At 72.4% G+C, this 19,925-nt stretch carries 14 protein-coding genes and 1 pseudogene; 7 read left to right on the forward strand and 8 right to left on the reverse strand.

Features of this window, described 5'->3' with window-relative positions; translation table 11 throughout:
• Positions 1 to 9 precede the first annotated feature (9 nt).
• The 4 genes from DB32_RS29805 to DB32_RS29820 are packed head-to-tail and all read right to left on the reverse strand — an operon-like array spanning position 10 to position 4,217.
• The gene (locus DB32_RS29805; RefSeq protein WP_157069543.1) at positions 10 to 1,101 is read right to left on the reverse strand and encodes a FecR domain-containing protein; all 1,092 of its coding nucleotides are present in this window, start codon (positions 1,099 to 1,101) and stop codon (positions 10 to 12) included.
• Positions 1,098 to 1,736, reverse strand: a complete 639-nt coding sequence (locus DB32_RS48635) for an RNA polymerase sigma factor (protein WP_053236042.1) — start codon at positions 1,734 to 1,736, stop codon at positions 1,098 to 1,100. The genes DB32_RS29805 and DB32_RS48635 overlap by 4 nt, the downstream gene beginning before the upstream one ends.
• Positions 1,737 to 1,774: 38 nt before the next feature.
• Complete coding sequence (locus DB32_RS48640) at positions 1,775 to 3,361, reverse strand: hypothetical protein (RefSeq protein ID WP_169791604.1); 1,587 nt, start codon at positions 3,359 to 3,361, stop codon at positions 1,775 to 1,777.
• A 46-nt stretch (positions 3,362 to 3,407) separates the two neighbouring features.
• Positions 3,408 to 4,217, reverse strand: a complete 810-nt coding sequence (locus tag DB32_RS29820; RefSeq protein ID WP_053236044.1) for a metallophosphoesterase family protein — start codon at positions 4,215 to 4,217, stop codon at positions 3,408 to 3,410.
• 92 nt (positions 4,218 to 4,309) lie between these two features.
• Here DB32_RS29820 and DB32_RS29825 point away from each other — a divergent pair, with 92 nt between their 5' ends.
• A complete protein-coding gene (locus DB32_RS29825; RefSeq protein WP_053236045.1) occupies positions 4,310 to 5,002 on the forward strand; it encodes a zinc metallopeptidase in 693 nt (230 codons plus the stop codon).
• Between the two features lie 43 nt (positions 5,003 to 5,045).
• On the opposite strand, the gene DB32_RS29830 is transcribed toward DB32_RS29825, so the two are convergent.
• The gene (locus DB32_RS29830) at positions 5,046 to 5,597 is read right to left on the reverse strand and encodes a DUF420 domain-containing protein (protein WP_053236046.1); all 552 of its coding nucleotides are present in this window, start codon (positions 5,595 to 5,597) and stop codon (positions 5,046 to 5,048) included.
• 49 nt (positions 5,598 to 5,646) lie between these two features.
• Entirely contained in the window at positions 5,647 to 6,522 is an 876-nt protein-coding gene (locus tag DB32_RS29835; RefSeq protein WP_053236047.1) for a serine/threonine-protein kinase, read from the reverse strand.
• A 95-nt stretch (positions 6,523 to 6,617) separates the two neighbouring features.
• Here DB32_RS29835 and lepB point away from each other — a divergent pair, with 95 nt between their 5' ends.
• The 6 genes from lepB to DB32_RS29865 all read left to right on the forward strand — a co-directional run bounded on the left by lepB (position 6,618) and on the right by DB32_RS29865 (position 15,977).
• Entirely contained in the window at positions 6,618 to 7,241 is a 624-nt protein-coding gene (lepB, locus tag DB32_RS29840; RefSeq protein ID WP_053236048.1) for a signal peptidase I, read from the forward strand.
• A 62-nt stretch (positions 7,242 to 7,303) separates the two neighbouring features.
• The gene (locus tag DB32_RS29845; RefSeq protein ID WP_053236049.1) at positions 7,304 to 8,308 is read left to right on the forward strand and encodes an AraC family transcriptional regulator; all 1,005 of its coding nucleotides are present in this window, start codon (positions 7,304 to 7,306) and stop codon (positions 8,306 to 8,308) included.
• A gap of 84 nt (positions 8,309 to 8,392) precedes the next feature.
• On the forward strand, positions 8,393 to 9,019 hold the full coding sequence (locus DB32_RS29850) for a hypothetical protein (RefSeq protein ID WP_053236050.1): 627 nt from the start codon (positions 8,393 to 8,395) through the stop codon (positions 9,017 to 9,019).
• Between the two features lie 103 nt (positions 9,020 to 9,122).
• Positions 9,123 to 9,809: an Lrp/AsnC family transcriptional regulator gene (locus DB32_RS29855; protein ID WP_157069544.1), complete on the forward strand. Its 687-nt coding sequence runs from the start codon at positions 9,123 to 9,125 to the stop codon at positions 9,807 to 9,809.
• Between the two features lie 111 nt (positions 9,810 to 9,920).
• Positions 9,921 to 14,504: a glutamate synthase large subunit gene (gene gltB, locus DB32_RS29860; protein ID WP_083457930.1), complete on the forward strand. Its 4,584-nt coding sequence runs from the start codon at positions 9,921 to 9,923 to the stop codon at positions 14,502 to 14,504.
• A 21-nt stretch (positions 14,505 to 14,525) separates the two neighbouring features.
• Positions 14,526 to 15,977, forward strand: a complete 1,452-nt coding sequence (locus tag DB32_RS29865; protein WP_053236052.1) for a glutamate synthase subunit beta — start codon at positions 14,526 to 14,528, stop codon at positions 15,975 to 15,977.
• Positions 15,978 to 16,053: 76 nt separating this feature from the next.
• Here the strand turns inward: DB32_RS29865 and DB32_RS29870 are convergent, their stop codons facing one another.
• Positions 16,054 to 17,673, reverse strand: coding sequence for an ATP-binding protein (locus DB32_RS29870; RefSeq protein ID WP_053236053.1), 1,620 nt, complete (start codon positions 17,671 to 17,673; stop codon positions 16,054 to 16,056).
• 299 nt (positions 17,674 to 17,972) lie between these two features.
• Positions 17,973 to 19,901 (reverse strand): annotated as a pseudogene (locus tag DB32_RS50305) (serine/threonine-protein kinase); the annotation flags it as partial.
• Between the last annotated feature and the right edge of the window lie 24 nt (positions 19,902 to 19,925).

The following is a 19,925-nucleotide window of genomic DNA, read 5'->3' on the forward strand; positions in this document are numbered from 1 at the left end:
CGCCCCACCTCAAGGCGTCGACTCGACCTCGCTCGCATCGAGCGCGAGCAGCCGGCGCTCGACGTCCGCGCGCAGCGCCGCGGGCACACCGAGCTCGCGCGCTCGCTCCAGCGCGCGGCGCGCATCGTCGGGGCGATCGAGCGCGTCCATGAGGAGCCGCCCGAGCGTCACCGCCGCGAGGGCGGCCGACTCGTCGCGCGGATGCTCGGCGAGCAGGCGCTCGAGCGGCGCGACGGCCTCCACGGGATGCCCCGACAGGCGCGCGACGTCGGCCAGCAAGAGCAGCTGCTCGGGCGTCGCGCGCTCGGCCTCGCGCACGATCCCGCGGCCGCGCAGCGCTTCGTACGCTTCGTCGTGGCGTCCTCGCGTCGCGAGCTCGCGCCACTCGACCGATCGCACGACCGGCGCGCGCGGTGCGGGCGCGAGCACCTCCTCCTCGAGCGGCTCGACGCTCGTCACCACGACGGGCTCGATCGGCATCGGCGTGTCGCGCTCGACGATCACGTCCTCGCCGGCGCGCAGCGTCACCGCGCCGCCCGGCACGCGAGGTCCCGACACGCGCACGACGCCGCGCTCCACCGACACGCTCGTGCGCGCGACCGAGCGCTCCACCTCGAACACCGTGCCGACGACCTCGACCTGCACGTCGCCCGCGACGACGCGCCACGCACGCCCGAGCCCCGGGGTCACCGAGAAGCGCACGCGCCCACGCTCGAGCTCGGTCTCGAAGCGCGCGCCGTCGTTGTGCAGCGGCACGAGCCTCGCGCTCGGCCAGAGCGTGATCTCGCTCGCCTCCGCGAAGCGCAGCGTCTCGGGCGCGGCGCCCTCGCGCACCTCGCGCACGACCGGCGATCCACCCCCCTCGAGCAGCAGCACGCCGCGCTCCCGCGCGACCGGCTCCTCGCGCCGCGCGAGCACCACGAGCGCGACCACCGCCGCCGCCGCGATCACGACCACCGCGACCCCTCCGGCCGTCCGCCGGGCCGGCGTCCCCGCGCGTCGCCGAGCACCACGCCACGTGCGCTGCACGCGCGCCTCCTCGACCGCGAGATCGAGCGTGTCCGCGATCCGCTCCGGAAGGTTCGGCAGCGAGCGCTTCATCGCACCCTCCCCGCGACGTGCGCGTCGATGCGCGCCTGCGCCGCCGCGATGCGTCGCTTCGCCGTCGCGAGCGAGCACCCGATCCACGACGCGATCTCCTCGAGCGCCTCACCGTGCACGTGACGAAGCATCCACGCGATGCGCTCGTCGGCGGGCACCCGCCGCAGCGCTTCGTCGAGCATCGTCAGCTCCGCGAGCACCTCGGGGCTCGTCGCGGGCGTCGCCTCGATCGCGAGCGTCGCGTCGTCGACCGAGCCATCGATCCCGAGGAACCGCAATAGCCTCCGCTTGCGCAGCACCTTGCGCGCCCGGTTCATCGCGATGCGGTAGAGCCACCCGCGGAACGCCTCGGGCTCGCGAAGCCGAGCGAGGTCACGCAGCACGTCGGCGAACGTGTCCTGCAGCACGTCGTCCGCGTCGGCGACGTTCCCGACGATGTGCGTGACCCTCCCCGCGAGCGGCGTCATGTAGCGCCGGAAGAGCACCTCTTGCGCCCATCGATCTCCTTCGCGCGCGCGCACGACGAGCACCGCGTCGGAGTGACCACCGTCGAACAGCGCGCGACGTGTCGCGACCGATCCGACGTCGTCGGGGGCTGCGATCCGTCGCGCGCGAGAGGAGCTCGGCTCGGGCATGGGCTCGACCAGTTGGGCTTCGGAGTCGGAGGAACGGCTCACTGGACGAGCGAAAAACGTTGGACGTACACGCGCAGGCGAGACGAGCTCGCGTCCCCGATGGCACCGGACCCGAAGTCGAGGCTCCCGACGGCGGTGCCGGTCACGAACCATTCGTGGCCGTCGGGGCTCGTCGCCGTCGAAGAAGCGTTCGTCGAGCCCGGGCCGCCGGTGCTCGCGCGGCTGCACTGGTGGGCGCCCGTCTCGCCGAACGTCGCCGCGAAGAGCTGTCCCTGGCCCGCCAAGGGTGCGACGCCGCCGCTCAGGTCCAGCGCCGGTCCGGTGAAGCGCCCGGCGACGTGCATCTGGCTCGCGCGATCGACCTCGATGCCGGCGAGCGAATCGACGCCTTCGTTGGCGAAGATCTCGCTCCACTGCGTCTCGCCGGTCGCGGCGTCGAGGCTCGCGATCACGAGGTCCCAGTCGGATCCGCTCGTGAAGCCGATCAGCGGCCCGTTCCCGAGATCCGCCGCGCCGAGCACGCGTCCCGCGATGATGAGCGTGCCGTCCCGCTCGCGGACCTCGGTCACGTGCACGTGCGACGGGTGCGGGTGCACCGGGTGAGGCAGCGTCCGGTACCCGCGCGCCCATCGCACGGCGAGATCGGGTGACAGCCGCGCGACCAGCCCTGCCGGCATGGAGCCCGTCGATGCCGCGGGCCGGACGATCGACTCGGTGCCGAAGGTGTCCGCGGCCGACGCGCCGGCGACGAGCACGTCGCCACCGGTCGCGATGGTCACGCGCGAGATCGTCGCGCCCGAGAAGCCCACCGCACGTCGACACGTGGGCGACCGCGCGCCGGTCACGGGATCGGTCATGAGCGCGGCGACGTCGAGACGCGCGATCTGCACGTCGCCCGTCGTCGCGCCGCAGCCGGGATACTGGCCTCCCGCCGCGAGGATCTCGCTCGCGCCCGCCGCGGCGAGCTTGCCGTCGTAGACCTGCGCGAACACTGGCGCGCCGTCCGAGACGCGCAGCGCCGCCACGAACCCGGTGCTCATCGGCCACGAGGACGTGACGAGCGGCGGGAGATCTCCCGACGTGCCCGGCACGTGCAGATCGAGCTCGCGGTCGAACGTGCCGGAGACGATCACCAGATCGCCCACCACGAGCGCCGCGGAGACGGTGTGGTCGCCGTCGAGCGCGTCGCCGAACACACGCGCCCAACGGACCGCACCGCTCGCCGTGAGCGACACGAGGAATCCGTCGCGCCGATTGGCGCCCGTCGCGTCGAGCGTGGTCGCCGTGCGCACCGTCAGCCGGTCGCTGAACGCACCGCCGACGTAGAGGTTTCCGGCAGTGTCTGCCGCCACCGTGAGCCCGTCGGCGCCGGACTCCGCCGTCGCGACCTCGAGGATCGTCGCCGGCGTCGCGCAGTCGCGCGGATCGAACGTCCCGCCGGCATCGTTCTGCGACGTGCCCGAGTCACTCGAGATCATCCCGGAGTCGGCGCGCCCCGAGTCCGAGGATCCCGCGTCGTAGCCGTCGTTCGACGCGTCGATCGGGTCGAGCGGCGTCCTGCTGATCGCGCACCCCACGAGCGCCAGCGAGACCAAGAAGCAAGAAGACCAAGCTCTTTCGTTCATGCCGCCACAGGTCCGCCGGCCCGCACGAACGGCTCACGAATTCGCCTCAGAGGATGCGCCTCAGGTACGTGCCCGCGCCGAGCTTCGCGTCCCAGTCGCGCGGATACCCGAGGCTCACCTCCTCGAAGCGCACTCCGTCGCGGTGATCGGTCGCCCGCACGTGCAGGTGCCCGCTCACCACCACCTCCGCGCGATACCGCACGTGCCAGTCCTCGGTGACGCGCGTCCCGCACCACGGAACGTAGCGCGGCACCCGCGGGATGCGCACGAGGTCGCGCCGCAGCGGCCAGTGGTTCACGAGCACGAGCCTATGCGTGCGCGACGCCTCTTCGAGCCGCGGCACGGTGCGCGCGATGCGCGCGCGGCACCACCCGTCGATCGACGGATGCGGATCCGGATGCAGCAGCGCCTCGTCGGCCGCGACGATCCCGTCCTCCGCCGCCCACGCGCGCGCCGCGTCCGCGCCCACGATCCCATCCGGCGCGAACGAGTAGTCGTAGAGCACGAAGAGCGGCGCGATGCGCAGCGATCGATCGCCCGGCCACTCGACGTACTCGTCCTCCGGCGTGAGCACGCCGCGCGCGCGACACGCCGCGACCATCGCGTCGTAGCGCGCCTCGCCGCGCTCGCGCTCCCCGCTGCGCGGCACCGTCCAGAGCTCGTGGTTGCCCGGCACCCAGACGACCTGCGCGAACTTCGGGCGCAGCACGTCGAGCGCGTGCTCGACGCTCGCGATCGACTCGCTCACGTCGCCCGCGAGCACGAGCCAGTCGTCGGGGTGCGGCGGAAGCGCGACGAGCGCATCGCGGTTGGCTCGATGCTCCACGTGCACGTCCCCGATGGCCAGCAGTCTCAAGCGCCACTCTCCGTCCGCGCAGGGGCGTGCTTCTTGCTCGACGAATTCGCGGTGGTTACTCGTGCCTCAGCTTCCACCGGAGGCCACCCGAGATGATCCTCGACCCGCTCTACTTCGTCCTGCTCGCCCCCGCCATGCTGCTCTCCGCATGGGCCGCGTTCGCCACGCGCTCGCGCTTCCAGCGCTGGTCGCAGGTGCCGAACCGGCGCCACGTGAGCGGCGCACAGGCGGCGCGTTACATCCTCGATCGCAACGGGCTGACCGACGTCCAGATCCAGCCTGCGCGCGGCATGCTCAGCGATCACTACGACCCGATCCACCGGGTCGTCCGGCTGTCGGAGGACGTCTACTACGGCAGCTCGATCTCGTCGCTCGCGGTCGCGGCGCACGAGGTCGGCCACGCCATCCAGCACCAGCAGCGCTACCTCCCCATGCAGCTGCGCAACCTCGCGGTGCCGGTCGCCAGCCTCGGCTCCAACCTCGGCTGGTTCCTGATCATGATCGGCTTCCTGCTCTCGTTCGCGCAGATGATCTGGGCGGGCGTGATCCTCTTCACCGCGACCGTCGCGTTCCAGGTCGTGACGCTGCCCGTCGAGCTCGACGCGTCGCGCCGCGCGAAGCTGGAGCTCGATCGACTCGCGATCGTCTCGCCCAGCGAAAAGCCCGGCGTCTCGAAGGTGCTCACCGCCGCCGCGATGACCTACGTCGGCGCCGCGATCACCGGGATCCTGACGCTGCTCTACTTCCTGCTGCGCCTCGGGGCGTTCTCGCCGCGCGAGGAGTGACGCGTGCCGCAGCGATCGCGTGGCATCGCGCCACGCGATCGCATCAGCCGATCGCGAGCCGCAGCATCAGGAACACCGCGACGCCGGTCACCGACACGTAGAGCCAGATCGGCAGCGTCCAGCGCGCGAGCTTGCGATGCGTCGCGAAGCGGTTGCGCAGCGCGAACCAGAACGTCCCGAGGATCATCGGGAACACCACGATCGACAGCACCACGTGCGACGCGAGCACCACGAGGTAGAGCCCGCGCAGCGGTGCGCCCTCGGGATACCGCGTGTCGCCGTGCACCCAGTGGTAGACGAGATAGCCGACGAGGAAGAGCGCCGACGCGCCGAACGCCGAGAGCATCAGCGCGCGGTGGAGGTCGCGCTTGCCGCGCTGGATCGCGATCCATCCCGCGGCGAGACAGCTCGCGGCGATGCCGTTCATCGTCGCGTTCACGGCGGGCATGAACGCGAGCGCGCCCGTGTCGCCCGTGGGCTCGCGCAGCACGAGGATCCACCCGAGCAGCGCGACCGCCGCCAGCGAGATCGCGGCGTTGGCCAGGTAGAACGCGCGGTCCGAGCCCTCGCGCGAGGAAGAAGCGGCGCTCGACATCGCGCGCAGGACTAGTGCCATCGCGCGTGATGGTCCAGCCGCGGCGCGATCACCGCACGAGCGCGCGCAGCGCGTCGCGCATCGCGTGCGCGGTCTGCCATCGCGCGTCGCGGTCCTTCGCGAGCGCGCGCGCGAAGAACGCATCGACGCTCGCGCCGAGCGCGGGCACCAGCGCGCTCGGCGACGAAGGGTCGCTCCGCACGATGGTCGCGACCATGCGCGCGCCGCGCAGCCCGAACGGCGCGCGCCCGGTCAGCGCGCGGTACGCGACCACCGCGAGCGCCCAGAGATCCGCGCGCGCATCGGGATCCATGCCCGGCGTGAGCTGCTCCGGCGCGAGGTACGCGAGCGTGCCCACCAGCGCCTGCGGCGCGGTCAGGCGCGGACCGGTGTCGCGCAGGTCGCGCCCCACCCCGAAGTCGAGCAGCTTCGCGCGCTCGTCGCCCGACGCATCGCGCACCACGACGAGGTTCGCGGGCTTCAGATCACGATGCAGGATCTGCGCGTCGTGCGCGGCCCCGAGCCCCGCGAGCACGTCGTCGAGGAGCCGCACCGTGCGCTCGAGCCCGAGCGGCGCCTCGCGCTGCAGCAGCGCCTCGAGCGTCTCGCCCTCCAGCAGCTCGAGCGCGATCCAGATCTGCCCCGTCTCGATCCACCCGGTCGCGAAGAGACGCACGATCGAAGGATGATCGAGCCGCGCGACGATCTCCGCCTCCCGCTCGAGCCGCGTCGCGGAGATCGTCCCCCGCGCGAGCGACGCGCGCAGCACCTTCAGCGCGACCGCGCCGCCGCCCTCGAGCGCACGCGCGCGGTAGACGATCGACGTCGTGCCGTGGCCGATCACCGACTCGACGACGTACCTCTCGCCGACGAGGCTGCCGGGCACGAGCTCGGCGTTGGGATCGTGGAGCGCACGCGACGTCACGAGACCATCATGCAAGGCTCGAGGAATGACGCCAGCGGCGCGACGGTTCGCCGCGGCCGGGGTCGACTCCGCACGGGGTGGGAGGAAGCAGCACGATGGCGCACGAGCGCAACGAAGGGTGGCGCGGTCATGCGAAGACGATCCTCCTCGCGATCGTGCTCGCGTTCGGTGTCCGCATCGGGATCGCGCAGGCGTACGAGGTGGACGGCCCTTCGATGGAGCCGACGATGTTCCAGTCCGAGCGGCTCTTCGTCGCGCGCTGTGCGTACGGGCTCTCGCTGCCCTTCGTCGACGAGGCGCTGGTGCGCTGGGGCACGCCGCAGGCCGGCGACGTCGTGATCGTGCAGAGCCCGCGCGACGGGCTCGATCTCGTGAAGCGCGTGATCGGTGTCGCGGGTGACGTGATCGAGATCCGCGACGGGGTCATCCACCGCAACGGCGTCGCCATCACGCAGCGCGAGGTCGGGGAGTGCGACCCGGCGCGCCAGCTCGATCCCGATCCCGGCTGCCGCGTCTACGAGGAGACGCTCGACACCGCGGAGCCGCGACACTGGCACATCAGCCGATCGGCGTTCGACCTCGAGGATCTCCCGGCGGTCGACGTCCCCGAGGGCCACCTGTTCGTCGTCGGCGACCATCGCGACCGCAGCAACGACAGCCGCTTCTTCGGCCCGGTGCCGGCCTCGCGCCTCCGCGGCCGCGTGCTCTTCGTCGACTGAGCCGGGCGCGCGCGGATGGCGCGATTTGTGGTCGCGGCGGCGTCTTCGGTACGCTGCGGCCCGTGAACCGTGCGGACGCAAGCATCGACGGAGGCGCGATCCGCGTCTCGTCCTTCGTCCTCACCTGGCCGCGCCTCCTCGGGCTGTCCCTCGAGGAGGTCGCGCGCGCCTCGGACATCCCACTCGCGCAGCTCGAGAGCGGCGCCGAGCTCTCGTACGAAGAGACGCTCGCGCTCTGGCGCGCGCTCGAGGCGCTCACCGACGATCCCGTCGTCGGCCTCCACGCCGGCGCGCGCTTCACGCTCGATCAGATGGGCGTCGTCGGTCCCGCGCTCGCGCACTGCACGCACCTCGACGCCGCGATCGACGCGCTCGTGCGCATCATGAAGATCTTCGTGCGCAACGCGCACATCGCGCGCGTGGACACCGACGACGGTGCCGGCATCGAGTACCGCATGCCCACGCTGCGCACGCGACAGGGCGCGGACACGATCTTCGCCGCGACGACCGCGCTCGTGCGCCACTGCACCGCGACGCACGTCGTCCCGATCGCGCTCGAGCACCAGATGCCCCGCTGCGGCGAAGCGGAGTACGAGCGCTTCTTCGGCGTGCGACCGCGCTGGGATCGCCCGACGAGCTACCTGCTCTTCGCGCGCGCCGATCTCGCCCTGCCCTTCCGCGGCGCCGCGCCCGAGCTCGCCGCGCTGCTCTCCGAGCACGCGCCGCGGCTCCTCACGAAGAGCGAGAGCGTCTCGTTCGATCAGGAGCTCGAGCGCGCGTTCTGGGCCGCGCACGCGCGCGGCGAGGCGAGCCTCGAGACCACCGCCGCAGCGCTGGGCGTCGGCGCGCGCACGCTGCAGCGTCGCTTGACCTCGATGGGCTCGAGCTTCGCGCAGCGGCGCAGCGAGATCCTCCATCGCCGTGCGGTCCAGCTCCTGCGCGACGAGCAGATCCCGATCGACGTGATCGCCGAGCGCCTCGGCTACAGCTCGCGCACCGCGTTCGAGCGCGCGTTCACGAGGTGGTGCGGGAAGACGCCGCACGCGGTGCGCCTCGAGTCGCGCTGAGCGCGCTGACACCGAACGCGCCGCGCGTCCCTCCGTCCGTTCCATGCGCGGGCCCGTGTTGCGCGCCGCGATCAGCCTCGGCGCATGAGGCTCCATCGGACCCCCGCGCACTGGCGCCCGCAGGGCGCGCCGCTTCGCTTCGTCTCGTTCGGCGATCAAGGCCGCCCGTGGTGGTCGATCGCGATCGCCATCGGCGCGCTCGCGCTCGCGGTGGTCCTCGGCGTCGATGTCGTCGAGGGGCTGATGCGCCCCTCCGTCCGCGTCCCGATGTTCGCGATCCTTTTGCCGCTCGCGTCGCTCGCGGTCGCGATCGGATGCGCGTACGCCGCCGCCGATCGTCTGCTGCGCGGGCCCGATGGCGCGGTCGAGCTCGACGTCGCGCGCCGCGCGATGCTCATCCTGCGCACCGCGGGCATCGAGGGCGCGCGCCCCGCCGATCCCGACGCGCCCGGCTATCGCGCGCCGACCGCGCTCGAGCTCGCGTTCGACGGCATCGAGTCGATCGCCGTCGCGCGCCAGCAGGTGATCACGCAGTACGTCTGGAAGCACAGCGGCGAGAAGGCCTATCGCGAGTCGACGACCGTGCTCCGCGTGCTCGCGCTCCCGATGGGCGTCGTCCTGCTCCGCGACGAGATCCCCCACGCGGTCGCGCGCGATCGCGCGTCACGCATCGCCGCCGCGATCGGTGTCCCGGTACGCGACCTCGGGTGACATTCCAGCATTCCGCGCGGGACAATCGCGCGGCCGCTCGCGATCGCGTTTGGCACGTCCCCGAAAGGGATCGCGTGACGAGCGTCACACAGCCGAAGAATGTTTGGCGCGTCGCGTCGAGATCACGAATCCAGCCAAACGCCATTCGGCAGTTTTGGTCGGTGCCGGAATGGCTGTACGAAAAAGCCGATGGCGGCCGAAATACGTTGTTGACACGCCGCGTCAGGGCACGTACACCGTTGCCTCGATGTCACGCTCCGCGGCGCCCCTGCTCGACGCGATCGACCGAGCGCTCCTCGATGCGCTCCAGGACGACTGCAAGCAGCCCCTCGCGAAGCTCGGCGAGCGCGTCGGCTTGTCCGCGCCCTCCGTGCTCGAGCGCGTGCGCAAGCTCGAGCAATCGGGGCTGATCACCGGCTACCACGCGGTGATCGATCCGCGCGTCGCGGGCTTCGACGTCGGCGCGTTCATCGGCATCGGCATCGACCATCCGCGCTCGATCCCCGGGTTCGAGGAAGCGGTGCTGGCGATCCCCGAGGTGCTCGAGTGCCATCACGTCACCGGGCGCCACACCTTGATGATCAAGGTCCGCACGCAGAACACCGAGTCGCTGCACCGGCTGATCAGCCTGCTGCGCGAGCTCCCCGGTGTGGCGCGGACCGAGACGATGGTCGTGCTGGAGACGCAGCTCGAGCGCCAGCGCCTCGTGCTGCCGGCGGTGTCCGAGGAGGACACGCCAACGCCGCGTCGTCGCGCGCGCCACACGCGCAGTGAAGTGCCCGAGGCCTGACTCGCTCAGGCGTCGCGCGCCGTTCCGTTCCGATCGCTTGGTGATGAGTCGCTCGCGCGCACCGGTCGCTTGCCGGGCGCGACGAGACCGTTCGCAGGGGAGAGGGTCGCCATGAACGAGAGCCGGGATCATCAGGACGAGGGGGTCGAGCCCGCATCGCCCGAGGTGCGTCGTCTCGCCGCTGCCGAGGGCCTCTACCGACCGGAGAAGGAGTCCGACGCGTGCGGCGTCGGCTTCGTCGCGACCCTACGCGGCGATCGCACCCACGCGATCGTCACGAACGCGCTCACGGTCCTCGAGAACCTCGAGCACCGCGGCGCGGCCGCGAGCGATCCGCTCACCGGCGACGGCGCCGGCATCCTCATCCAGATCCCGCACGAGCTGCTCGCGCAGGAGTGCGCGAAGCTCGACATCCCGCTCGGCGCGCCCGGCACGTACGGGCTCGGCATGCTCTTCCTGCCGCGCGACGAGGCCCTTCGCGCGGAAGTGATCGCGCTGATCGAGCGCATCGTCGAGGGCGAGGAGCAGGTGGTCCTCGGCTGGCGCGAGGTCCCGGTCCAGACCGACAAGGCGGGCCCGGCGGCGCAGAAGACGATGCCGCACGTCGCGCAGATCCTGATCGGCCCGGGCACGCTCCCGAGCGACGACGCCGCGCTCGACCGCAAGCTCTACGTCATCCGCAAGCGCGTGGAGAGCGAGTCGCGCCGCCTCGGCCTGCGCGAAGAGGAGTACCCGTACTTCGCGTCGCTCTCGACGCGCACCGTCGTCTACAAGGGCCTGCTCACGCCCGAGCAGCTGCCGCGTTATTACGTCGACCTCGCGGACGCGCGCACCACGACCGCGCTCGCGCTGGTGCACCAGCGCTTCTCGACGAACACGTTCCCGAGCTGGTCGCGCGCGCATCCGTACCGCCGGATCGCGCACAACGGCGAGATCAACACGCTGCGCGGCAACGTGAACTGGATGAAGGCGCGCGAGCCGGTGCTCCAGGCGCCGGTGTTCGGCGAGGACGTCCAGAAGCTCCTGCCGATCATCGACGAGAACGGCAGCGACTCGGCGATGTTCGACGACGTGCTCGAGCTGCTCGTGCACACCGGTCGCTCGCTGCCGCACGCGATGATGATGATGATCCCCGAGGCGTGGCAGCAGCACACCTCGATGGATCCGGTGCGCCGCGCCTTCTACGAGTACCACTCGTGCGTGATGGAGCCGTGGGACGGCCCGGCCTGCATCGCGTTCACCGACGGTCGCTTCATCGGCGCGACGCTCGATCGCAACGGCCTTCGTCCCGCGCGCTACGTCGTGACGAAGGACGGGATGATCGTGATGGCGTCCGAGGTCGGCGTGCTCGACGTCGAGCCCGAGAACGTCGCCGCGAAGAACCGCCTGCAGCCCGGGCGCATGCTCCTCGTCGACACGAAGGAAGGGCGCATCGTCGACGACGCGGAGATCAAGTCGCAGGTCGCGTCGCGCCGTCCTTACGGGCGCTGGGTCGGCGATCACATGATCCGTCTGGGCGAGCTCGCGGAGCAGCGCGGCTCGGTCCCGCCGCCGGTCGACGCGCTCACGCGCCGTCGCCTCCAGCAGGCGTGGGGCTACACCGAGGAAGAGCTGCGCATCGTGCTCGCGCCGATGGCCGCGCTCGGCGAAGAAGCGATCGGCTCGATGGGCAACGACACGCCGCCCGCGGTGCTGAGCGATCGCCCGCAGCTGCTCTTCTCGTACTTCCGGCAGCTCTTCGCGCAGGTCACCAACCCGCCGATCGATCCGATCCGCGAGCAGCTCGTGATGTCGCTCGTGCAGTGCCTCGGCCCGGAGAGCAACCTCTTCGTCGAGAGCCCGCAGCACTCGCGCAAGCTCCAGATCGAGAGCCCGATCCTCAGCGAGGAAGACCTCGAGAAGATCCGCGCGCTCGATCAGCCGGGCCTGCTCGCGCACACGATCGGGACGCTCTTCGATCCCAAGCAGGGCATCGAGCGCGCGCTCCTCGAGATGTGCCACGAGGCCGAGGAAGCGGTCCGCCAGGGCAGCACGCTGCTGATCCTCAGCGACCGCGGCGCGACGAAGGATCGCGCGCCGGTGCCGAGCCTGCTCGCGCTCTGCGCGATCAGCCGCCACCTCATCGCGCAGGGCCTTCGCCAGCGCTGCGGCCTGATCGTCGAGAGCGGCGAGCCGCGCGAGGTCATGCACGTCTGCCTGTTGATCGGCTACGGCGCGGGCGCGGTGTGCCCGTGGATGGCCTACGACTCGATCGCGGCGATGCACGCGGAGGGTCTGCTCGGCGCGCCGAGCGCGAGCGAGCAGCTGCCGCTCCACAAGGTGCTCGCGAAGTACCGCAAGTCGATCGAGAAGGGCTTGCTCAAGGTCATGAGCAAGATGGGCATCTCGACGATCCAGTCGTACCGCGGTGCGCAGATCTTCGAGGCGCTCGGGCTCTCGAAGGCGCTGATCGAGCGCTTCTTCCCGGGCACGCCGACGCACGTCGAGGGCATCGACATCGCCGACATCGAGCGCGAGACGCTCGCGCGGCACGCCGCGGCGTGGGCGAAGCCGAAGCTCGACGTGCTGGAGAGCGAGCTCGATCCCGGCGGCAGCTATCAGTTCCGCCGCGGCGGCGAGCGCCACGCGTGGAACCCCGGGACGATCGCGATGCTGCAGCACGCGGTGCGCGGCGGGTACTACGACAAGTTCAAGGCGTGGACGAAGCGCGTCGACGACGAGACGCGCGCGGAAGGCGCGATCCGCGGCCTCCTCGACTTCGTTCCCGCCGAGCCGATCTCGATCGACGAGGTCGAGCCCGCGCACGAGATCGTGAAGCGCTTCAAGACCGGCGCGATGTCCTTCGGATCGATCTCGAAGGAGGCGCACGAGACGCTCGCGATCGCGATGAACCGGATCGGCGCGAAGTCGAACACCGGTGAGGGCGGCGAGGATCCCGAGCGCTGGACGCCCGACGAGAACGGCGATCTGCGTCGCTCGTCGATCAAGCAGGTCGCGAGCGGGCGCTTCGGCGTGACGATCGAGTACCTCACGAACGCCGACGAGCTGCAGATCAAGATCGCGCAGGGCGCGAAGCCCGGCGAGGGCGGTCAGCTCCCCGGCCACAAGGTCGACGCGCACATCGCGAAGACGCGCCACTCGACGGAAGGCGTCGGGCTCATCTCGCCCCCGCCGCACCACGACATCTACTCGATCGAAGATCTCGCGCAGCTGGTCTACGACCTGAAGAACGCGAACCCCGGCGCGCGCGTGAGCGTGAAGCTCGTGAGCGAGGCGGGCGTGGGCACCGTCGCGGCGGGCGTCGCGAAGGCGAAGGCGGACCTCATCCTCATCAGCGGTGACTCGGGCGGCACCGGTGCCTCGCCGCTCACGTCGATCAAGCACGCGGGCCTCGCGTGGGAGATCGGCCTCGCGGAGACGCAGCAGGTGCTCGTGCTCAACGGCCTGCGCGGTCGAGTCAGGGTCGAGACCGACGGTCAGATGAAGACCGGGCGCGACGTGGTGATCGCCGCGCTGCTCGGCGCGGAAGAGGTCGGCTTCGGGACGATCTCGCTGATCACGATGGGCTGCGTGATGATGCGCGTCTGCCACCTCAACACCTGTCCGGTGGGCGTGGCGACGCAGGACCCGCGCCTCCGCGCGCGCTTCTCGGGCCAGCCCGAGCACGTGATCAACTTCTTCTCGTTCGTCGCGGAGGAAGTGCGCGAGCTGATGGCGCAGCTCGGCTTCCGCACCTTCGACGAGATGATCGGCCGCGTCGATCGCCTTCGTCAGCGCGAAGACGTGAAGCACGGCAAGGCGCAGAAGCTCGATCTGTCGCGCTTGCTCTGGGCGCCGCCGATCGCCGGTCCGCGCCGTCGCGTCGCGGAGCAGGATCACGAGCTCGAGCTCGCGATGGACACGGTGCTGCTCGAGCAGGCGCGCCCTGCCCTCGAGCGCGGCGACGCGGTCGAGATCCGCATGCCGATCCGCAACGTGCACCGCACCGCGTGCACGATGCTCAGCCACGAGGTCGCGAAGCGGTACGGCGTCGAGGGCATGCCCGACGGCACGATCCGCATCCACTTCACGGGCTCGGCGGGCCAGAGCTTCGGCGCGTTCCTCGCGCGCGGCATCGACGTGACGCTCGAGGGCGACGCGAACGACGGCTGCGGCAAGGGCCTCAGCGGCGGGCGCATCGTGGTGCATCCGCCGGAGGGCGCGGGCTTCGTGCCCGAGGAGAACATCGCCATCGGCAACGTCGCGCTCTACGGCGCGACCAGCGGCGAGCTCTTCGTGCGCGGCATGGCGGGCGAGCGCTTCGCGGTGCGCAACAGCGGCGCGACCGCGGTCGTCGAGGGCTGCGGCGATCACGGCTGCGAGTACATGACGGGCGGCCTCGTCGTCGTGCTCGGGCCCACGGGCCGCAACTTCGCGGCGGGCATGAGCGGCGGCATCGCCTACGTGCTCGACGCGGACGGCCTCTTCGAGACGCGCGTCAACAAGGGCATGGTCGAGCTCGAGACGCTCGACGCGGAGGACCTGCAGCGCATCCGCTCGCTCGTGCATCGCCACTACCAGCGCACGATGAGCGCGCACGCGTGGAAGGTGCTCAGCGGCTGGAAGCAGTGGAGCCGCCGCTTCGTGAAGGTGATGCCGGTCGAGTACCGCAAGGTGCTCGACGCCAAGCGCGGCGCTTCGGTTCGGATTGCTTGAGCCCGAGGAGGACTGACGACCATGGGAAAGCCGACGGGATTCCTCGAGCTGGAGCGCGCCGAGCCGGAGAAGGAGCCGGTGCAGGAGCGCGTGCGTCACTGGCGCGAATTCGAGCGGCGTCTACCGGTGCTCGAGGCGCGTGATCAGGGCGCGCGGTGCATGAACTGCGGCATTCCGTTCTGTCACACGGGATGTCCGCTGGGGAACCGCATCCCCGACTGGAACGATCACGTCTACAAGGATCGCTGGGAGCGCGCGAGCATCGCGCTGCACGCGACCAACAACTTCCCCGAGATCACCGGCCGGATCTGCCCCGCGCCCTGCGAAGAGGCGTGCGTGCTGAACATCCCGGAGGAGCCGGTCTCGATCAAAGCGATCGAGCGCTCGATCGCGGATCGTGCGATCGAGATGGGCGGCGGGCTGCGGCCGAAGCTCGCGGAGACGCGCAGCGGGCGTCGCGTCGCGGTGGTCGGCTCGGGCCCCGCGGGCCTCGCGGCGGCGCAGCAGCTCGCGCGCGCGGGCCACGACGTGACGGTGCTCGAGCGAAGTGATCGCCTCGGCGGTCTGCTCCGCTACGGCATCCCCGACTTCAAGATGGAGAAGCACCACATCGACGCGCGCATCGAGCAGATGAAGGCGGAGGGCGTGGTGTTCCGGACCGGCGTCGGCGTCGGTACCGACGTCTCGCTCGAGGGCCTTCGCGCGATGCACGACGCGGTGGTGATCGCGACCGGCGCGACGCGTCCGCGTGACCTGCCGATCCCCGGCCGCGAGCTCGGTGGCGTGCACTTCGCGATGGAATTCCTCGAGCAGTCGAACCGCGTCGTCGCGGGCGACACGGTCGCGAACCAGCTCCACGCGGCGGGCAAGAAGGTCGTCGTGCTGGGCGGTGGCGACACCGGCAGCGACTGCCTCGGCACCTCGCTGCGTCAGGGCGCGGAGAGCGTCACGCAGATCGAGCTCCTGCCGCGTCCGCCCGAGGGCCGCACCGACGAGCAGCCGTGGCCGCTCTGGCCGTGGAAGATGCGCACGTCGAGCAGCCAGGAAGAGGGCGGCGAGCGCGAGTTCGCGGTGATGACGAAGCGCTTCGTCGCGGGCGCGGACGGCAAGGTGCGCGCGATCGAGGTCGTGCGCGTCGAGTGGTCGGCGGATCGCCGCACGATGAAGGAGGTCGAGGGCAGCGCGTTCGAGATCGAGTGCGATCTCGTGCTGCTCGCGATGGGCTTCGTCGGTCCCGAGGACCGCACCTGGCACGGCATGCCGGTCGCGCAGGATCCGCGCGGCAACGTGCGCGCGGACGTCGAGAGCTTCGTGACGAGCGTGCCCGGCGTCTTCGCGTGCGGCGATGCGCGCCGCGGGCAGTCGCTGGTGGTGTGGGCGATCTGGGAAGGCCGTCAGGCCGCGCGAGCGGTCGATGCGTACCTGACCGGCACGACACAGCTCGCGACGACGCCGTACCAGTACGCGCCCTGAGCGCGCGCGCGCGCGGCCCGGGGCACCCGGGCTCGCGCCGCGTCCTCTCGCGCGTGGCGAGCCGACCACCTTCGACTCAGTCGTCGCGCGCCGGTGCGACCTCGAGTCGATGCGCGAGACGAAGTGTGCGCGCGTGGACCTCGACGGCGTGCAGGAACCGCTCGCGACGCACCGGCGTCGCGAGACGTCGAGCGATCGAGACCAGCCGCGCCGATGCCGCCCTCGCGGCCTCCCGCGCCTCGTCCTCGTCCCCCGCGGCGAGCGCCGCCTCCACCTGCGCGAGGTGCACCACCGCTTCGTTCTCCTCGAGGCTCCCGACCGAGCGCAGCGCCGCGGCGGAGTCCCGCGCCGCCTCGCGCGCGTCGTCGACGCGGCCCAGGCGCACCCGCGCGATCGCGAGCGCGCCGAGCGCAGGAGCGCGCACGCCAGCGACGTCGTGTGCGGCGAGCGCGGCGAGCGCGTCGCTCTCCGCCCGCGCGGCGTCGCCGGCGCGCAGCGCCGCCAGCGCGAGGTGGACGTGGATGCCGGCGATGATGCGCGGGTTGGCCGCGAGCGCGCGGCGCACCGTGTCGAAGTGCGCGCGCACGGCCTCGGGGTCGGCGGTGTGCACCAGCACCTTGCCGCGCGCGTAGCCTGCCCACGCGACGAAGTAGTCCGCGCCCGTGCGGCGCGCCATCGCGTCCGCCACGTCGAGATCGCCGAGCGCGGCGTCGAAGTCCGCGGCGAAGACCCGGAGCGAGGCGCGATGGATCCTCGCCTGACACGCGCTGCGCACGTCGCCCGCCGCCGTGTGGTCCGCGATGACCTCGCCGAAGGTGTCGATCGCGCGCTCGTAGTCGTGATCCAGCAGGTGGAAGTGCCCTCGCAGTCGGCCGAGCCACGCGCGCGCGTCGGGCTCCTGTGCGCCAGCGCCCTGCTCGGCCTCCGCCCCGAGCGTCCGCGCGGCATCACGCTGCCCGGCCGCACAGAGCTGGAGCGCGGCGCGGGCGAGAGACGCCGCGCGCGGGCCCGCTGCGTCCGGCTCCGCCGCCTGCGCGCGCACCTGCTCTGCGACCGCCGCGACCTCGGCGTTGTCGCCGCGCTGGCCGGCCGAGGTGATCCGCAGGCCCGCGGCTCGGACCCACGTGAGGCTCCCGGGCTGCGCGAGCTCGAGCGCGCGCACGGCGGAGTCCTTGCCGTCCGCGATCTCCCCGCGCATGAACGCAGCTTCCGCGCGCAAGAGCCAGAGCGCAGCGACATCCTCGCCCTCCGGCGCGCACGCGAGCGCCTTCTCGCACAGACGCGCGGCCCGCTCCACGTCGCGCCCGGCGAGCGCCGCGCGCGCCGCTCGACGGTAGAACCCGACGGCCTCCTGCGACTCGCCTGCGCGCTCGAAGTGCCAAGCGAGCACGGACGCGTCCGTGCCGCCCTGCGCGGCCAGCCACCGTCCCGCAGCGCGATGCGCGGCGCGGCGGTCGGCGTCGGGGAGCGAGGCGTACGCGGCCTCCTGCACACACGCGTGCGCGAAGCCGAAGCTCCGCTCTCCAGGCGTGCCCGCGTCGTCGTCGCACGCGACCAGCTGGGCGTCCTCCGCAGCGCGCAGCGCGAAGGCGACCTGCTCGAGGCGTGACCCGTCGCCGGTGTCGAGCAGCGCCGCGACCCCCGCCGCGGTGAAGCGCATCCCGAACACGCTCGCCGCGCGGAGCGCGCGTCGCACGAACGCATCGGTGCGCGCGAGCCGTGCCTCGACCGCGCCGAGCAGCGAGGCGTCGGCTTCGACGTCCGGCGCCCCGGTCCGAGGCGCGCGAGCTCGATCACGCGCAGTGGGTTGCCCGCCGCGCGACGCACCACCCGATCGACGTCGGCGGTGCTCGCATCGGACAGGACGGCGCGCGCGAGCTCCGCGGCGATCGAGGGACGCAGCGCGCGGAGCTCCACGCGATCGGGCTCTCGCGCCGCGAGCATGTCCAGCGCCGCGCTCGCCTCGTCGGGCCGTGCCGAGGCCACCAGCAGCACGGGGAGCTCGGTGAGCTGGCTCGCCGCCGCGTCGAGCAGCCGCAGCGACGCGGGATCGGCGAAGTGGAGGTCCTCGACGACGATCACGAGACGCCCACCCGCGCGCGCCGACACCTCGACGAACGAGAGCCACGCCGCAGCGTACGCGTCGGCGGTGAGCAACGGATCGCGCTGCAGGGGCGAGAGCCCTCGCGCGGAATCGTCGGCGCCGCGGAGCCCCGCGAGCTCGAGGAGGAACTCGGCATCGACGCCACGGAGCCCGTCGCGCTCGAGCTCGGCGCGCGCTTGCGCTGCGCTCGTCCCCCCGCGGAGCTCCTCGCGCGGGGCTCCAGGCGGCGCGCCCAGGCGATCGCGCACGAGCTGCGCGACGAGCGCGTAGGGCGACGCGCTCGTCGGCCGGTCCGCGTGCGCACGCAGGACGCGCGGCAGGTCCTCGGCCGCGACGAGCTTGCGCAGGAACGTCTCGATCAGGCGCGACTTGCCCATGCCGGCGTCACCCAGCACGAGCGCGACCCGGAGCGCTCGCTCCTCCGCCACGGCGGCGTGGACGCCCTCGAGCATCGCGAGCTCGCGCGCGCGCCCGAGCAGCGGGAGCTCGCCGACGGTGCGGTCCGCGTGGGGTGCGGCGCCGGCACGTGCAGCGCCGCGCAGCAGCGCGCCCTCGTCGCGCGCCTGCACGTCGAACTCGGAGCCGAGGTGGGCCGCGGTCGCCGCGTCGATCGCGACGTATCGCTCGGAGCCGAGCGGCGCGCGGTCCGCGCCCTCCGCGACGTCCCGCGCGTCGACGTCGAGCGTCGCGGGCGTCGCGCCGTCGCGCGCCGTGGTGATCGAGAAGCGGAGGCCGGGGTGACGCTCGCGCAGCGCGAGCGCGCATCGGGCCGCGCGCCGCGCGGCCTCGGCCGCGCGGCCGTGCGCGAACGTGACGCTCACCGCACCGCCCTCGTGCGCGTGGGCCTCGCCCCCGAGCGCCCCCGCCACGACCTCGATGTCCGCGAGGAGGACGGCGCGCACGTCGTCCCGCGCGCCGCGCACGAGCACGACGCTGCAGCGCTGCGCGACACCGGAGCCGACCGCCGCGCCCTCGAGCAGCGCGTGCGGTGCGTGCGACGTGTCGCTGAGCACGCCCGAGACCGCGAGCGCGACGGCGGCGCCGTCGGCCAGGCGGTCGGCAGGGTCGTGCGCGAGCATGCGCGCGAGGAGCGCGTCGAGGACCGGCGGCAGATCCGGGCGGCGCGACGAGAGCTTCGGCAGCTCGCCTTGCAGCACCTTCGCGAGGATCGCGGGGGCGCTCGGCCCCTCGAACGCAGGCGCGCCGGTGAGGCACTCGTAGAGCGCGCACCCGAGGCCGAACACGTCGGCGCGTGGCGTCAGCCCTCGGACTCCGCGCGCCTGCTCGGGCGCCATGTACGCCGGCGTGCCGAGCACCGCGCCCGTCGCCGTCAGCTTGGCGGGAGCGAGGCTCGCGCGCGCGATGCCGAAGTCGATCACGCGCACGTCCTCGGGCGCACCGCCGACGAGGAACAGGTTGCTGGGCTTGACGTCCCGATGGACGATCCCGAGCGCGTGCGCCGCGGCGAGGCCCTCGGCCGCGCGCAGCACGACGTGCAGCGCGTCGCGCATCGGCAGCGCGCCGCGCTCGAGGCGGTCGGCGAGGTCCTCGCCCGCGAGCCACTCCATCGCGAGGTACGGCGCGCCGTCCTCGGTCAGCCCGTGCGCGACGTACGAGACCACGTTCGGGTGGCGCACCATCGCGAGCACCTCGGCCTCGCGCTCGAACCGCACGAGATCGGGCGTGAGCGACTCGAACACCTTGAGCGCGACGTCGCGCCCGGTCGTGGTGTCCACCGCCCGATGGACCGTTCCGAAGCCTCCGCGCCCGGCGGTCTGGATCACGGTGAACCGGGCGTTCACCCGGCGCTGCTCGCGCATCGCGCGCGAGTGTGCCAGCGCGTC

Source organism: Sandaracinus amylolyticus (assembly GCF_000737325.1).
Taxonomy (GTDB): domain Bacteria; phylum Myxococcota_A; class Polyangia; order Polyangiales; family Sandaracinaceae; genus Sandaracinus; species Sandaracinus amylolyticus.

Bases quoted from the DNA above. Each gene is read 5' to 3' on its own strand.
- lepB (WP_053236048.1), top strand. From the start codon at position 6,618: ATGGCGCACGAGCGCAACGAAGGGTGGCGCGGTCATGCGAAGACGATC.
- DB32_RS29805 (WP_157069543.1), bottom strand. From the start codon at position 1,101: ATGAAGCGCTCGCTGCCGAACCTTCCGGAGCGGATCGCGGACACGCTC.
- DB32_RS29850 (WP_053236050.1), top strand. From the start codon at position 8,393: ATGAGGCTCCATCGGACCCCCGCGCACTGGCGCCCGCAGGGCGCGCCG.
- gltB (WP_083457930.1), top strand. From the start codon at position 9,921: ATGAACGAGAGCCGGGATCATCAGGACGAGGGGGTCGAGCCCGCATCG.
- DB32_RS29830 (WP_053236046.1), bottom strand. From the start codon at position 5,597: ATGTCGAGCGCCGCTTCTTCCTCGCGCGAGGGCTCGGACCGCGCGTTC.
- DB32_RS48640 (WP_169791604.1), bottom strand. From the start codon at position 3,361: ATGAACGAAAGAGCTTGGTCTTCTTGCTTCTTGGTCTCGCTGGCGCTC.
- DB32_RS29825 (WP_053236045.1), top strand. From the start codon at position 4,310: ATGATCCTCGACCCGCTCTACTTCGTCCTGCTCGCCCCCGCCATGCTG.
- DB32_RS29865 (WP_053236052.1), top strand. From the start codon at position 14,526: ATGGGAAAGCCGACGGGATTCCTCGAGCTGGAGCGCGCCGAGCCGGAG.
- DB32_RS48635 (WP_053236042.1), bottom strand. From the start codon at position 1,736: ATGCCCGAGCCGAGCTCCTCTCGCGCGCGACGGATCGCAGCCCCCGAC.